Raw genomic sequence first — 16,303 nt, forward strand, 5'->3', positions numbered from 1 at the left:
GCCGGCTTCGACGTCTCGGTCTGGGAGTTCTTCTGGCCCTTGATCACCGGCGCCACGCTGGTCGTAGCCCGCCCCGACGGCCACCGGGACCCGTCCTACCTGGCCACGTTGATCGCCACCGAGCAGATCTCCACCATCCACTTCGTCCCCTCGATGCTCCGAGCCTTCCTCGCCGACCCATCCGCAATCGCCGCCGTGACCCCCTCCGCATCCTCGGGCAGGCCGGCAGTCCAGGCAGCCGCATCCTCGGGCGGGCTGGCAGTCCAGGCAGCCGCACGCTCTGCCGTGGCCGCCGAATCGGCCGAGGTCGCGGGAGCCGGCGGGCTGCGGCGGGTGATCTGTTCCGGCGAAGCGCTCCCGGCTGACCTGGCGGAACTCTTCCGCGAGCTGTTGCCCGGCGTCGAGCTGCACAACCTCTACGGCCCCACCGAGGCCGCCGTGGACGTCACCTACCACCGGGTCGACACCACGGCCCCCGGCCCGGTCCCGATCGGCTGCCCGGTCTGGAACACCCAGGTGTATGTCCTGGACCCATGGCTGCGCCCGGTCCCACCCGGCATCACCGGCGAGCTGTACCTGGGCGGCGTCCAGCTGGCCCGCGGCTACCTGAACCGCCCGTCCCTGACCGCGTCCCGCTTCGTCGCCGACCCGTTCGGCACCCCCGGCAGCCGCCTCTACCGCACCGGCGACCTGGCCCGCCAGCGCCCCGACGGCACAGTCGAGTACGCCGGCCGCACCGACGACCAGGTAAAGATCCGCGGCCTACGAGTCGAACCCGGCGAGATCGAAGCCGCCCTCCTGGCCCTCCCCGGCATCACCGCCGCCGCCGTGGTCGCCCGCGAGGACGGCCCGGCCACGCGCTTGGTCGCCTACCTGGTCGGCACCCCGACCGCCCCCGCCCCCGCAGCCCCGTCCGCCTCCCCGGTGCCCACTCTCGATCCGCCTGCCGATCGCAATCCGGCCGTTGCGCCTGGCCCGGTTGCCGGCCGCACCCCGGCCGTTGCTCTCGACCCGGCGGCGCTGCTCGCGGTGACCCTGCCCGAGCACCTGGTCCCGGCCGCGTTCGTCACCCTCGACGAGCTGCCGCTGAGCCCGAACGGCAAACTCGACCGCCGCCGCCTCCCCGCCCCGGACTTCGCCGCCCGAGCCGGCGACGACCACCCCCGCAACCCCACCGAGGAGTACTTCGCCACCCTGGTAGCCGCCGTACTCGGCCTGCCCCGAGCCGGCATCCGCGACAGCTTCTTCTCCCTCGGCGGCGACAGCATCCTGGCCCTGCAACTGACCGCCCGCGCCCGTGCGGCCGGCTGGCAGCTGACCGCCCGCGACGTCTTCACCCACCCGACCGTCGAAGCTCTCGCCCAGGCCGCGACCCCGCTGGCCCCCGCGGTCGCCCAGGACGCCACCGAGGGCTGGGGCATCATCCCAGCCACCCCGATCATGCGCGACCTCGCCGTCACCGACCCGAAGCTGAGCCAGTCGATGCTGCTGCCGGCCGGACTCGTGCCGGCCGGCCCGGTGCCGGCCGGAGCCGTGCCCGCGGAAGCCGAGCCGACCGGTGCCGGGCCGACCGGTGCCGGGCCGACCGGTGCCGGGCTGGCCGGTGCCGGGCTGGTCGAGCGACTGCAGGCGCTGCTGGACCGCCACGACGTGCTCCGTGCGCGGTGGACCGGCGACGGCCTGCACGTGCCCGCGCCCGGCACGGTCCGCGCCGAGGATCTGATCGACAGCGGTCCGCTCGACCCGGCGGCCGGGCGCATGCTCCGCGCCGAACTCCGCGGCGACCAGGTCCTCCTGGAGATCCACCACCTGGCGGTCGATGCGGTCTCGTGGCCGATCCTGATCAGCGACCTGTCCGGCGGCGATCCCGGCCCGGCGGGTACCCCGTTCCGCACCTGGGCCCTCGCCCTGCAACAACTCGCCACGGAGCGCTCCGGGGAACTCGACCACTGGCTCGAGGTCCTCGGCGGGCCGACCGCCTACCTGGGCGACGTCGTGCTCGACCCGGCCGTCGACACGCTCGGAACGCTCGACCAGGTAACCGTGCGTCTCGGCGTCGAGCAGACCGCCCCGCTGCTCACGTCGATCCCGGCTGCCTACCGCGCGAACGTCCAGGACGTGCTCCTGTCGGCGCTCACCGCGGCTGTCGACGACGACCTGCTGATCGAACTCGAAGGCCACGGCCGCGAAGAGCATCTGCTCCCCGGCGCGGACCTGTCCCGCACCGTCGGCTGGTTCACCACCTCCCATCCCGTGCGATTTTACGCTGGTCAGAAGGCCCTTCCGGAGTTGTCCACAGCAGAGACTCATCCACAGGGCGCCCCGCGGACGCCGGCGAATTCTGGGACAATGGTTGGTGGAGGATCCCCCTGGGAGGGTGGGTCCTGCTCGGCGGGGGGCGGGGCCGGATCGACCGGGGCTGGACCGGCCGCGAGCTGGGAAAACGTCGCCGCGGCGCCAGGCCGCGAGGCCGGCTGGGAGAGCGCCGACTCGGCGCCGGGCCGTGAGGCCGGCTGGGAGAGCGCCGGCTCCGCGCCGGGCCGTGAGGTCGGCCGGGGGAGCGCCGGCTCGGCACTGGGCCGCGAGGCTGATCCGGTCACCCTGCTCAAGCGGGTCAAGGAGATGCTGCGCGCGGCGCCGGACGCCGGGATCGGCTACGGCCTGCTGCGGCATCTGAACCCCGCGACGGCCGAGCGCCTCGCGCCGCTGCCCCAGCCGGTGGTCCTGTTCAACTACCTCGGCCGGATCGGTGAGGGCGGCCGCGGCCGGATTGGCGAGGGCGGCGACGACGGGCTGCGCGGCGACGCCGGGCTCCGGGGTGACGCCGGGCTCCGGGGTGACGACGGGCTCCGGGGCGACGCCGGGGATGACATCGCCGCGCGGCACGTGCTGAACATCGAGGCCTCCGTGCAGGGCGGCGAGCTGCTGCTCTCCGTCGCCTATCCGCGGCGGGTGCTCGGCGAGGCGGCCGTGCGGGAGCTGCTGGACCGCTGGACCGCCGCGCTGATCGCGCTGGCCGAACGCCCCGGGCCAGGCGGGCTCACCCCGTCCGACGTGCTCGCGCCGGCATCCCAGGATGACCTTGACGAACTCGCCGGGCGCTACCCCGGGCTGGTCGACGTGCTGCCGCTGACACCGCTGCAGGAGGGCCTCTTCTACCTGCACGCGCTGGACGGCACCGACGTCTACACCGTGCAGCAGCGCCTCGACCTGGACGGCGACGTGAACCCGGAGCGCCTGCGGGCCGCCGCGAGGGCGCTGCTGCGCCGGCACCCGAACCTGCGCGCCGCGTTCACCACCACCGCCGCGGGGACTCCGGTGCAGGTCATTCCGGCCGAGTTGGACCCGGTGTGGGACTACCGGGAGGTCAGCGGGGACGAGGCCGACCGGCTCGCCGACGAGCAGCGTGAAGCGCCTTTCGACCTGGAGCGCGCGCCGCTGCTGCGGTTCCTGCTGCTGCGGCTGGGCGAGGCCGAGTACCGCCTGGTGTTGACCCAGCATCACCTGCTGGTCGACGGCTGGTCCGGGCCGCTTATCGCGCGGGAGCTGTTCACCGCGTACGCCGGGAATCAGCCCACGCCGAGCCGCGCCTACCGGGACTTTCTCGCCTGGCTGGGGCAGGCCGACGCCGAGGCGGCACGCGAGGCGTGGCGGCGGTCGCTGGCTGGACTCGCCGAGCCCACCCTGGTGGCCCCCGGTGGCCGCGCCGGGTTGCCGGCCGAGGTCACCGATCGGCTGCCGACGGCCGCGGCCGAGCTGGCGCGCGGTCTCGGCATCACGCCGAACACGCTGGTCCGGGCATTGTGGGCGGTGCTGCTGGGGCGGCTCACCGGGCGGGCCGACGTGGTGTTCGGCGCGACCGTGGCGGGGCGGCCGGCGGAGCTGGCCGGGGTCGAGGAGACGATCGGGCTTTTCATCAACACCCTTCCGATCAGGGTACGGCTTCTGCCCGGCGAGACCTGGCGCGACTTCCTCGCCCGGTTGCAGCACGAGCAGGCCGTCCTGCTGCCGCACGAGCATCTCGGGCTGGCCGCGATCCAGCAGTTGGCCGGGATCGGCGAGCTGTTCGACACGCTCGTGGTGTTCGAGAGCTACCCGGTGGACGCCGACCGGCTCGACGACAGCCAGCGCGCGGCCGGCGTGAAGCTGGCCGGGGTCGAGAGCCGGGACGCCACGCACTACCCGTTGACACTGGTCGCGGCGGAGGACGACGGGCTGCACCTGGCCCTGGAGTATCAGCCGTCGCGCTTCGACGAGGCGACCGCGCGGCTGCTGCTGGACCGGCTGGTGGCGCTGGCCGGCGAGGTGGCCGCGGATCCGGCGCGGGCGGTGGACCGGGCCGACGCGCTGACCGCGGGGGAGCGGCGGCGGATGCTCGTGGACTGGAACGCGGGGGCGGTGCCGGTGCCCGCGGCGACGCTGCCGGGGCTGGTGCGGGGCTGGGCCGAGCGGACGCCCGGGGCGACGGCGCTTGTGGTCGGTGACCGGAAATGGACGTACGCCGAATTGGTGGAAAGGGCCGAAGGCCTTGCTCTTGATCTTCGGGAGCGGGGGGCCGGGCCCGGGCGGATCGTGGCGCTGGTGTTGCCGCGCGGGGAGCAGATCGTGCCGGCGATCCTCGCGGCGATGATGTCCGGCGCCGCCTATCTGCCGATCGATCCGGAATATCCCCCGGCACGCATCGCGGCGATGATCGAGGACGCGCGGCCAGTGGTCACGATCGTGGTGGACGAAACTGCAAATCTCCTCCCAGAGACGCCAACAATAAAAGCAAATATCGGAAATATACGGAACGGCGGCACGCTGCCGGCGATCAGCCCCGACCAGCCCGCCTACGTGATCTACACGTCCGGCTCCACGGGGCGGCCCAAGGGCGTGCTGGTCCCGCATCGGACCGTGGTCAACCTGTTCGCCAGCCATCATCACCGCATCCTCGGCCCGGCCGCGGAACGACTGGGCCGTCCGATGCGGATCGCCCACAACTGGTCGTTCGCGTTCGACGCCTCCTGGCAACCGCTGCTCGCCCTGCTCGGCGGCGACGAGCTGCACCTGGTCACCGACGAGCCGCGCAAGGACCCGGACCTGCTGGCGGCGCTGCTGCGCGACAACGGCATCGACATGATCGAGGTCGCGCCCTCGCACCTGGACCAGCTCGTCGCGTCCGGTTTCGACGCGGCCGGGCTGGCCGTGCTCGGGGTCGGCGGCGAGGCCGTTCCTGATCAGTTGTGGGCGGCGATGGCGGCGCTGCCGGAGACCGAGTCGTACAACTTCTACGGCCCGACCGAGTGCACCGTCGACGCGCTCGTGCAGCGGGTCAAGGAGGTGCCGCGCGCGCTGATCGGCCGGCCGGTCGCCAACACCGCGCTGTACATCCTGGACGCCCGGCTGCGGCCGGTGCCGCCCGGGGTGGCCGGCGAGCTGTATCTCGGCGGCGCCGGGGTGGCCTACGGCTACCTGCGGCAACCGGCGCTGACCGCGACCCGGTTCGTCGCCGACCCCTGGTCGCCGGGGCAGCGGATGTACCGCACCGGCGACGTGGTCCGGTGGACCGCGGACGGGCGGGTCGACTATCTCGGGCGCACAGACGACCAGGTCAAGATCCGTGGGCACCGGGTCGAGCTGGGCGAGGTCGGCACCGTTCTCAGCGAGCACCCGGAGGTGGGGCAGGCCGTGGTGATCGCCGACGGGGGGCGGTTGGTGGCGTACGCCGTGACCGCTCTTGATCCCGCCCAGCTGCGGGCGTGGGCCGCCGGTCGGCTCCCGGCCTACCTGGTCCCGGCCGCGGTCGTCGCGCTGGACGCGCTGCCGCTGACCGTCAACGGCAAGCTCGACCGGGCCGCCCTGCCCAAGCCGTCGTTCGCGCTCACCGGTCGCGCCCCCGAGGGCCCGGCCGAGGAGCGGATCGCCGCCCTGTTCGCCGAGGTGCTGGGCCTCGACGCGGTCGGCGCGCAGGACAGCTTCTTCGACCTGGGCGGCGACAGCATCGCCGCGATGCGCCTGGTCAGCCGGGCCCGGACGGCCGGCGTGGACCTGCGGTTGCGCGACCTGGTGTCGACGCCGACCGTGGCCGCGCTGGCGGAGGTGACCCGGTGACCCGCGGTGAGCTGCTGAGCTGGGCGGCCCGGCAGTCCCGGGCCGGATTGCTCGCGTCGTGGATCGGCGGGCTCGGCTACCAGGGTGGGCTGCTCGCCCTGCCGTGGGCGATGGGCCACGGCGTCGACGCGGTCCGCACCGGCGACCGGCCGGCCCTGCTGCTGTGGGCCGGCGCCACCCTGGCCGTCTCGGTCGCGCTGACCGGCGCCGAGTGGGCGATGCGCTGGTGGTCGACGCTCGCCGGGGTCCGCACCGGCAACGCGCTGCTGCTGCGCCTGGCCGGGCGGGTGCTCGGCTGGGACGCCGCGACCGCGCACCGGTTCAGCTCCGGTGACCTGGTGGTCCGCGGCACCCGCGACGCCGAGCAGGTCACCGTCTGGCTGTCCACGGTGCCGTCGCTGGCCAGCGGAGTGCTCGGGATGATCACCGTGCTGGTCCTGATCGCCACGCTGGACCCGCTGCTCGCGGTGATCGGGCTGGCCGCGCTGCCGCTGCTGGTGCTGGTCAACCTCTGGTACCCGCGCCGCTACGAGCGGGCCAACGAGCAGCTCTCCGCCGCGCACGGCGCCCGCGCCGATGCCGTCGAGGACCTGCTCTCGGCCAGCACCGCGGTCCGTGGCCTGGGCGGCGAGGCGGTGCTGATCGAGCGGCACCACGCGGCCAGCCGGACCGTCCGGGACCGCACCCTGGCGGTGGCCCGGGTCGCGGCCGGCTGGTCGGCGCACGCCCCGTTCGTCCCCTGGCTGGCGACCGCGGCCGGGGTCGCCGTCGGTGGTCTCGCGGTGCTCGACGGGCGGCTCTCGGTCGGCGGCCTGACCGTCTTCGCCGGCTGGATGGCGCTGCTCGGCCGGCAGGTGATGATGCTGACGCTGCGGTTCAGCCAGTTCGGCGACGCGTGGACGGCGGCCGGCCGGATCGCCGAGGTCCTCGAAGCGTCCCCGGAGCTGGTCGCCCCGGCGGATCCGAAGCCGGTGCCCGAGGGGTCGTTGCGGACCGCCGGGATCACCGTGCGCGACGGCTTCGCGCTGCCGGACCTCGCCGTCGCGCCCGGCGAGTTCGTCGCGGTGATGGGGCCGGTCGGCAGCGGCAAGTCCACGCTGCTGCGGCTGCTCGCCCGGCTCGCCGACCCGGCCACCGGCGCGGTCACGCTCGGCGGGACCGACCTGCGCGAACTGGACCTGGACCAGCTGCGCGGCGCGGTCACCCTGGTCGGGCAGCGGCCGCTGCTGCTGTCCGGGACGATCGCCGACAACCTGCGGCTGGGCCGGCCCGGGGTCACCGACGAGCGGATCCGCGAGGCCTGCCGGCACGCCGCGATCCTCGCGCACGTCGAGTCGCTGCCCGCCGGGTTCGGCACCGAGCTCGGCGAACGCGGCGCGGGCGTCTCCGGTGGCCAGGCGCAGCGGCTCGCGCTCGCCCGCGGCCTGCTGCGCGACGCCCGGGTGCTGCTGCTCGACGACGTGACCTCGGCCGTCGACGCCGGCACCGAGCAACGCATCCTCGACGGCCTCCGTGCGCAGGGGTGCACGGTCGTCTTCGCCACCTCGCGCCCGGCGGTCGCCGCGCGCGCCGACCGGGTCATCCACCTGGGCGTGCACGACGGGGAGCTGGTCCATGGCTGACGTACGGATGCTGACCGAGGAGCCCGACCAGCGGCACGTGCTGCGCCGGTTCTGGCCGCACCTGCGCCGGCACCGGGCCGCGATGGCCGGTGCGGTCGCGGTGAATCTGCTGGCCACCCTGGCGCTGACGCTGGTGCCGGTGGCCGTCGGCCGGGCGGTCGACGCGGTGCTGGACAAAAACCGGCAAGGGCTTATCGCGTACGCCGCAATGGTCTTGATCCTGGTTGTCGCCCGCACGGTCCTGCTGCGGTGGTCGGAGCTGCTGCTGACCCGGGCCGGCGAGCGGGTCGTGCACGACCTGCGCGACCTGGTGGTGGAGCGGCTCGGCGGGACACCGTTGCGGTTCCTGGAGGCGCATCGCGGCGGTGACCTGCTGCAACGGGCGACCGTCGAGATCGCCGAGCTGGCCACCTTCGTCCGCGGGCAGCTGCCCGACCTGATCTCGCTCGCCGGGTACGTGGTGTTCGCCACGGTCGTCCTGCTCACCTCGTCCTGGCAGCTGTTCCTGCTGCTGGTGCTGGTGTTCGCGCCGCCGATGTGGCTGTTGGCCCGGATCGTGCGGCGGGCCGCCGAGCGCGCCTACCCGGCCGAGGCCGCGGCCCGCTCGACGCTGACCGCGACGTTCTCGGAGAGCCTGCTGGCCCGGGAGCAGCTGCAGATCGACGGGGCGACCGGGACGTGGCTGGCCCGGCTGCGCGGGGACACCGAGGGGTACTACCGGCGGGCCCGGGCCGCGCAGGGGGCGGCGACCTGGATCGACGCCACCTGGGTGGTGCAGGGGTTCACCAGCGCGGCGCTGCTGGTCGCCGGTGGGATCCTCGCCGCGAACGGGCACGTCACGGTCGGTGTGGTGGTCACGTTCGTGCTGGCCAGCCGGGATCTGTTCAGTTCGGTCGACGATCTGACCCTGGTGGTCGGGGAGCTGCTGGAGACCCGGGTCGGGCTCGCGCGCCTGCTGGATCTGCTGGAGGCGACCCGGCCGGTTTCCACGCTGATCAAGGCTGATAAATCGGATGCACGCGGTCTGTCGGCCGACCGGGTCACCTACAGCTACGCCGCCGGGGAACCGGTCCTGCACGGCGTCACCGTCCACTTCGCGCCCGGCGAGCACGTCGGCCTGGCCGGCGAGACCGGCTCCGGCAAGACCACCCTGGCCAAGCTGCTCTGCGGCCTCTACCTGCCGGACTCCGGCACGGTCCGGCTCGGCGGCGTCGACCTGGCCGACCTGGACGCGGCCGACCTGCGCCAACGCCTGGTCCTGATCCCGCAGCAGGTGCACATGATCGCCGGCACGCTCGCCGACAACCTGGCCCTGACCCCGGGCGGCAAGACCCACGACGACTTCGCCGCGGCCGCCGGCGCGCTGGGGCTGGCCGGCTGGATCGACGCGCTGCCGGCCGGCTTCGACACCGACCTGGGCCGGCGCGGCGAGCGCTTCTCGGCCGGGGAACGGCAGCTGGTCGGCCTGATCCGGGCCGCGATGACCGACCCCGAGGTGCTGATCCTCGACGAGGCCACCGCCGACCTCGACCCGGGCACCGCCGAGCGGATCGAGCAGGCCCTGGCCCGGCTCCGGGACGGCCGCACGGTCCTGGTCATCGCCCACCGCCCCGCCACCATCGCCCGCCTGCCCCGGGTGGTGCGACTGCACGCCGGTCGCCTGGCAACTCCCGGCCCGGAGAAAGACGAGGAACCATGCCCCTGATCGATATCGGCGGGGTCCGCCTGAACTACGACGAACGTGGCGCCGGCCCGGCGGTGCTGTTGCTGGCCGGCACCGGCGCCCGCGGCCGCACCTGGCACCTGCACCAGGTCCCGGCCCTGGTCAAGGCCGGTTTCCGGGTGGTCACGTTCGACACCCGGGGGATCGCGCCGTCGGACACCCCGCCGGTGGTGACCATGCCGGACCTGGTCGCGGACGCGGCCGGGCTGATCGAGCGGCTCGGACTCGGGCCGTGCCGGGTGGCCGGCTCGTCGATGGGCGCGCGGGTCGCCGCCGAGCTGTGCCTGCGCCGGCCCGAGCTGGTCGACCGGGCGGTGCTGATGGCGACGTTCGGCAGGCCGAGCGCGTTCCTGAGCGCGCTGACCGCGGGGGAGCGGGCGCTGCGCGAGAGCGGGGCGAAGCTGCCGGAGGAGTACCTGGGCGCGGTGCGGGCGATGCTCAACCTGTCGCCGCGGACGCTCGCCGACGACCGGGTCGCGCAGGACTGGCTGGACATCTTCCGGCTGCCGGTGCCGGGGGAGCCGGACGGCGAGGCCAGCCGGCTGGAGGCCGAGTCGGAAGTGGACCGGTTCACGGCGTACGCCGAAATCTCTGTTCCTTGTCTTGTCCTCGGCTTCGCCGACGACCTGATCGCCCCCGCCCGCGGTAATCGCGCCGTCGCGGCGGCCATCCCCGGTGCCCGGTACGCGGAGATCCCCGACGCCGGTCACTACGGCTATCTGGAGCAGCCCGAGCCGGTCAACGCCGAGCTCATCCGGTTCCTGACAGAGGAGAAATCATGATCACCGCCCGCGAGGTCGAACTGGTCTGGCACGACCTGACCCCCAGGCTGCTCGAGGTGGTCCGCACCGAGGCGGTCAGCCCGCGCATGCTGCGCGTCACCCTCGGCGGCGAGCAGCTCGACGGGTTCCGCTACGGCGCGCCGGACGACCACGTCAAGGTGTTCTTCCCGGAGCCGGGCGCCGAGCTGCCGGTGATGCCGACGCTCGGCGAGGACGGCCTGGAGCCGCCGCCGCCCGGCTCGCCGCTGCCGACGTTCCGCGACTACACGATCCGCTACCTGCGGCCCGAGCAGCGCGAACTCGACATCGACTTCGCGCTGCACGGGCACGGCCCGGGCGGGTCCTGGGCGGCGAAGGCGCAGCCCGGCGACCGGGTCGGCATCCTCGGGCCGCGCGGCTCGACGGTGGTCCCGCTGACCTTCGACTGGTACCTGCTCGGCGCCGACGAGACCGCGCTGCCGGCCCTGGGCGCCTGGCTGGAGCAGCTGCCGGCCGGCGCGACCGTGCTCGCCTTCGCCGAGGTCGCCGACGCCGCCGAGCAGCAGCCGCTGGCCCGGCCGGCGACCTGGCTGCACCGCGACCGCGGGCAGTCCCTGCAGGCGGCGATCCTCGCGGCCGAGCTGCCCACCGGCGACGGCTACGTCTGGGTCGCCGGCGAGGCCACCGGGCTCAAGCCGATCCGCCGGCACATCCGGTCGCGGGGCCTGAACCGGGACTGGACCGAGATCGACGGCTACTGGAAGCGCGGCGTCGTGAACCTGGACCACCACGAGGACGAGAATGAGTGAGTCACTGCCCGGCCTGGACCCGCACGTGCTGCTGGTCTTCCTGCTGCAGGTGTCGCTGCTGCTGCTGATCGCGTTCGCGCTGGGCCGGCTCGCGGTCCGGATCGGGCTGCCCGCGCTGGTCGGTGAGCTGCTCACCGGGGTCCTGCTCGGGCCCTCGCTGCTCGGCGCGCTGACCCCGGAGCTGTTCTCCTGGGTGCTGCCGAACGACGCGGACCAGTTGCACCTGGTCGACGCGGTCGGCCAGATCGGCGTGCTGCTGCTGGTCGGCGTCACCGGCATCCAGCTCGACGGGCGGATGCTGCGCAAACGCGGCTCGACCGGGCTCAAGGTCAGCCTCGCCGGGCTGCTGCTGCCGCTCGCGCTCGGCATCGGCGCCGGCTTCCTGGTGCCCGCCGCGCTGCTCGCCGACGGCAGCGACCGCGGCGTGTTCGCGCTGTTCCTGGGCGTCGCGATGTGCGTCACGGCGATCCCGGTGATCGCCAAGATCCTGGCCGACATGGGTCTGCTGCACCGCGACATCGGCCAGCTGACCCTGGCGGCCGGCACGGTCGACGACGCCGTCGGCTGGTTCCTGCTGTCGGTGGTCTCGGCCGCGGCCACCACCGGGGTACGCGCCGGCACCGTCTCGATGTCGGTGCTGTACCTGGTCCTGTTCGTCGCCGCCGCGTTCCTGCTCGGCCGCCCGGCCGTGCGCTGGGTGATGCGGCGCGTGCACGGCGGCCCGCGGGTCACCGTCGCCGTGGTGGTGATGCTGCTCGGCGCGGCCGTGACGCAGTCGATGAGGATGGAGGCGATGTTCGGCGCCTTCATCGCCGGCATCCTGATCGGCCAGGCCCGCGACGACGAGGGCATCCTCTGGCGGGACCTCACGCCGCTGCGCACCGTGGTGCTCAGCGTGCTCGCGCCGATCTTCATGGCCACCGCCGGCCTACGGATGGACCTGACCGCGCTGGCCGACCCGAAGGTGCTGCTCGCCGGGTTCGCCCTGCTGCTGGTGGCGATCGTCGGCAAGTTCGCCGGGGCGTACCTCGGCGCCCGGGCCAGCCGCCTCTCGCACTGGGAGGGGATCGCGCTCGGCGCCGGGATGAACGCGCGCGGCGTCGTCGAGGTGGTGGTCGCCACCACCGGCCTGCGGCTGGGCGTGCTGACCATCGCGACGTACACGATCGTGGTGCTGATCGCCGTGGTCACCTCGGTGATGGGCCCGCCGATCCTGCGCCTGGCCATGTCCCGGATCGAACCGACCCCCGACGAGCGGGACCGTGAGCTCGTGCTGGCCGGAACGGCGGTGCGCCGATGACCGCCGTCTCCACCGCCACCACCGGCGCCGAGCTGCTCGCCGGCTACCAGCCCGGGGAGTCCTCGCTGTTCGCGTCGCCGCGGGGCACGCTGCTCGCCGAGGGCACCTGGTTCGCGGTGCCGCCGTCCGGCCGTCCGGACGGCCACGCCGACCTGGCCCGCCGGGTCGAGGCGGTGCTCGGCGTGGCCGAGGCGGCCGGGCACGAGGTGCGGACCGTGGTCGGCGCCGTGCCGTTCGCCCCGGGCGCCGACGCCCGCCTGATCGTTCCGCAGCGGCTGCGCCGCGGTGGCGCCCCGGTGGCCGCTGATCATCGGCGGTCGGCGCTCGGCATCGCCGGGCTGCGGCCGGTGCCGACGCCGGAGGGCTACCGCGCGTCGGTGGCCCGGGCGGTCGCCGAGATCCGGGCCGGGCAGTACACCAAGGTCGTGCTGGCCCGTTCGCTGCACGCCGAGGTGACCGGTTTCGATCCGGCGCCGGTGGTCCGCGCGCTGGCCGGCCGGGACCCGGGCGGCTACACCTTCGCCGTCGACCTGGGCGCTGGGCGCACGCTCTTCGGGGCCAGTCCGGAGCTGCTGGTGGCCCGGCACGGGCGGACCGTGACCGCCAATCCGCTGGCCGGTTCGGCGGCCCGCAGCGCGGACCCGGCCGAGGACCGGCGCCGGGCCGCGGCGCTGCTCGCCTCGGCCAAGGACCGCCACGAGCACGCCGTGGTCAGCGAGCAGGTGGCCTCGGTGCTGCGCACCTACTGCACGGACCTGGACGTGCCGGCCGAGCCGTCGCTGGTCGCGACGGCCACCATGTGGCACCTGTCCACGCTGGTCACCGGGGAGATCGCCGACCCGGCGGTCTCCGCGCTGGAACTGGCGACCGCGCTGCACCCGACGCCGGCGGTCTGCGGCACGCCGACCCCGGCCGCGCGCGCCGCGATCGGCCGGCTGGAGGAGTTCGACCGGGGCTTCTACACCGGGATGGTCGGCTGGGTGGACGCGTCCGGCGACGGCGAGTGGGCGGTCACCATCCGCTGCGCGACCGCCTCGCCCGAGGGCCTGGACATCTACGCGGGCGCCGGCGTGGTCGGCGACTCGGATCCGCGGGCCGAGCTCGCCGAGACCACCGCCAAGCTCGGCACCATGCTCACCGCGCTGGGAGTGGAGAACGCCGATGTGGCCTGACGACTTCGCCGAGCGCTACCGCAAGCTCGGCTACTGGACCGGCCAGACGCTCTTCGAGCTGCTGTCCGATTCTGACCGGATCGCCGTGGGCGCGCTCACCTATCGGCAGCTCCGGGCGAGATCTCTGCGGCTTGCCGCCGGGTTCCATCAATGGGGGGTACGGCCGGGAGACCGTGTCGTGGTCCAACTGCCGAACGTCACCGAGTACTTCGAGGTGATCTTCGCGCTGTTCCGGCTCGGCGCCCTGCCGGTCTTCGCCCTCCCGGCCCACCGCAGCTCGGAGATCGGCTACTTCTGTTCGCACACCTCCGCGGTCGCGTTCATCACCGAGCACGCCGAGCTGGCCGCCGCGGCCGGTGACGCCAAGGTGATCCTGATCGGCGAGCTGGCCGGCATCGACGGCGACCCGGCCACCCTGCCGCCCGGCCCGCAGCCCTCGGACCTGGCATTCCTGCAGCTCTCCGGCGGCAGCACCGGCCTGCCGAAGCTGATCCCGCGCACCCACGACGACTACCTCTACAGCGTCCGGGAGAGCGCCACCATCTGCGGCCTGACCGAGGACAGCGTCTACCTGGCGGTGCTGCCGGTCGCGCACAACTTCACCATGTCCTCGCCGGGCGTGCTCGGCGTCTTCCACGCCGGCGGCCGGGTCGTGCTGTCGCCCCGGCCGGACCCGGCGACGGTGTTCCCGCTGATCGAGCGGGAGCGGGTCACGATCACCGCGGTCGTGCCGCCGCTGGCGCACCTGTGGCTGGAGGGCAGTTCGCTGGCGTCCGATCTGTCCAGCCTGGAAGTGCTGCAGGTGGGCGGCGCCAAACTCGCCGACACCGTCGCCGAGCGGGTGCGGCCGGTGCTCGGCTGCCAGTTGCAGCAGGTCTTCGGGATGGCCGAGGGCCTGGTCAACTACACCCGGCTGGACGACCCGGACGAGATCGTGCTGCACACCCAGGGGCGGCCGATCTCGCCCGACGACGAGGTGCTGATCGTCGACGACGACGATCGGCCCGTGCCGGACGGGACCGTGGGGCATCTGCTGACCCGGGGTCCGTACACCATCCGGGGTTACTGGCACGCGGAAGAGCACAACAAGACCGCGTTCACCGAGGACGGCTTCTACCGCACCGGCGATCTGGTGCGCCGGGTCGACGGCGGCTACCTGGTCGTCGAGGGCCGGGCCAAGGACCAGATCAACCGTGGCGGCGAGAAGATCGCCGCCGAGGAGGTGGAGAACCACCTGCTCACCCACCCGGCGGTGCACGACGTCGCGGTCGTCGCGGTGCCCGATGTGTACCTCGGCGAGCGCACCTGCGCGTTCGTCGTGCCCAGGACCGGGGCGACCGCCCCGAAGCTTGCCGAGGTCCGCGCCTACCTGCGCGACCGCGGCCTGGCCGAGTACAAGATCCCGGACCGGGTCCGGGTGCTCGACACGTTTCCCGTCACCGGCGTCGGCAAGGTCAGCCGGCGCGAGCTGCGCGCGGCGTTGCGTGCCAGTGCCCGCTGAGTCAATGGAGGCCACCACCATGCAGGACAACGACGTGTACGACCTGGTCGGCATCGGCTTCGGACCCTCGAACCTGGCCCTGGCCATCGCGATCGAGGAACACAACAACGGCTGCCCGCCCGCCGAGCGGCTGCGCGCGGTCTTCCTGGAGAAGCAGGACGACTTCGGCTGGCACCGCGGGATGCTCTTCGAGGACGCGACCATGCAGGTCTCGTTCCTCAAGGACCTGGTCACCATGCGCAACCCGAACAGCGACTACAGCTTCGTGTCGTACCTGCACGCCAACGGGCGGCTGGCCGACTTCATCAACTACAAGAGCATGTATCCGCTGCGGGTGGAGTTCCACGACTACCTGTACTGGGCGGCGAGCCGGGTCAAGGACAGCGTGCACTACGGCCACACCGTCACCGACGTCGTTCCGGTGCGGGGCGGCGCTCTGCTCGATGTGACGGCGGGCGCGCGGACGTTCCGTACCCGCAATGTCTCGGTCGCCGTCGGCCTGGAGTCGAGTCTGCCGCCGGGAGTGGCATCGGCCGAACGCGTCTGGCACAACCTGGACATCCTGCACCGGGCGGCCGCGTTCGAGGTGGCCGAGCCGCGGCGCTTCGTGGTGGTCGGTGCCGGGCAGAGCGCCGCCGAGTCGGTGTCGTTCCTGCACGAGCGCTACCCGAGCGCCGAGGTCTGCGCGGTCTTCTTCCGCTACGGCTACAGCCCGGCCGACGACAGCAACTTCGCCAACGGGATCTTCGACCCGGAGGCCGTCGACCTGTACTTCGACGCGCCCGCCGACGTCAAGCGGATGCTCTTCGACTACCACCGCAACACCAACTACTCGGTGGTCGACGGCGACCTGATCGAGGACCTGTACCGGCGCGCCTACCGGGAGAAGGTGCTCGGCCGGACCCGGCTGCGGATGCTCAACGCGTCCCGGATCGCCGACCTGACCGCCGTCCCGGACGGGATCACCGTGGTCGTCGAGCACCTGCCGACCGGCGAGCGCACGCCGCTGGACGCGGACGCGATCGTGTTCGCCACCGGCTACCGGCCGGTCGACGTCACCCGGATGCTCGGCGCGGCCGGCGAGCACTGCCTGCGCGACGAGCAGAACCTGCTGCGGGTCACCCGGGACTACCGGATGGTGACCGATGATGATCTGCGGGCGGGCATCTACCTGCAGGGTGGGACCGAGCACGTGCACGGGATAACGTCCACGCTGCTCTCCGCCGTCGCGGTCCGCTCCGGCGAGATCGTGGCCTCGCTCGCCGCCTCGCCCCGCGATGTCGCGGACCGTCCGCTGGCCCTGATCGGGGACCGCTGACCTG

General features: G+C 73.6%; 9 protein-coding genes (1 of these 9 only partly in view). All 9 read left to right on the forward strand.

Going from position 1 to position 16,303, the window contains the following annotated elements:
• Tightly spaced (at most 4 nt apart), the 9 genes in view from L3i22_RS17625 to L3i22_RS17665 form a layout consistent with a single transcriptional unit that may run on beyond the window.
• A protein-coding gene (locus tag L3i22_RS17625; RefSeq protein ID WP_221328053.1) for a non-ribosomal peptide synthetase crosses the window boundary here: on the forward strand, positions 1-6,093 show its end. 6,375 nt of this gene lie to the left of the window's left edge; the window shows 6,093 of its 12,468 coding nt (coding positions 6,376-12,468); the start codon falls outside the window, past its left edge; it ends in the stop codon at positions 6,091-6,093.
• Positions 6,090-7,715: an ABC transporter ATP-binding protein gene (locus L3i22_RS17630; RefSeq protein ID WP_221328054.1), complete on the forward strand. Its 1,626-nt coding sequence runs from the start codon at positions 6,090-6,092 to the stop codon at positions 7,713-7,715. The genes L3i22_RS17625 and L3i22_RS17630 overlap by 4 nt, the downstream gene beginning before the upstream one ends.
• Positions 7,708-9,420, forward strand: coding sequence for an ABC transporter ATP-binding protein (locus L3i22_RS17635; protein WP_221328055.1), 1,713 nt, complete (start codon positions 7,708-7,710; stop codon positions 9,418-9,420). Before L3i22_RS17630 ends, L3i22_RS17635 begins: the two co-directional genes overlap by 8 nt.
• Entirely contained in the window at positions 9,411-10,220 is an 810-nt protein-coding gene (locus L3i22_RS17640; protein ID WP_221328056.1) for an alpha/beta fold hydrolase, read from the forward strand. Before L3i22_RS17635 ends, L3i22_RS17640 begins: the two co-directional genes overlap by 10 nt.
• Positions 10,217-11,008: a siderophore-interacting protein gene (locus L3i22_RS17645; protein ID WP_221328057.1), complete on the forward strand. Its 792-nt coding sequence runs from the start codon at positions 10,217-10,219 to the stop codon at positions 11,006-11,008. Before L3i22_RS17640 ends, L3i22_RS17645 begins: the two co-directional genes overlap by 4 nt.
• Positions 11,001-12,308, forward strand: a complete 1,308-nt coding sequence (locus L3i22_RS17650) for a cation:proton antiporter (protein ID WP_221328058.1) — start codon at positions 11,001-11,003, stop codon at positions 12,306-12,308. Before L3i22_RS17645 ends, L3i22_RS17650 begins: the two co-directional genes overlap by 8 nt.
• A complete protein-coding gene (locus tag L3i22_RS17655; RefSeq protein WP_221328059.1) occupies positions 12,305-13,480 on the forward strand; it encodes an isochorismate synthase in 1,176 nt (391 codons plus the stop codon). Before L3i22_RS17650 ends, L3i22_RS17655 begins: the two co-directional genes overlap by 4 nt.
• Entirely contained in the window at positions 13,470-14,981 is a 1,512-nt protein-coding gene (locus L3i22_RS17660) for a (2,3-dihydroxybenzoyl)adenylate synthase (protein ID WP_221328060.1), read from the forward strand. The genes L3i22_RS17655 and L3i22_RS17660 overlap by 11 nt, the downstream gene beginning before the upstream one ends.
• Before the next feature lie 4 nt (positions 14,982-14,985).
• A complete protein-coding gene (locus L3i22_RS17665) occupies positions 14,986-16,299 on the forward strand; it encodes a lysine N(6)-hydroxylase/L-ornithine N(5)-oxygenase family protein (RefSeq protein WP_221328061.1) in 1,314 nt (437 codons plus the stop codon).
• Positions 16,300-16,303 lie beyond the last annotated feature (4 nt).

The organism is Actinoplanes sp. L3-i22 (genome assembly GCF_019704555.1).
GTDB lineage: Bacteria > Actinomycetota > Actinomycetes > Mycobacteriales > Micromonosporaceae > Actinoplanes.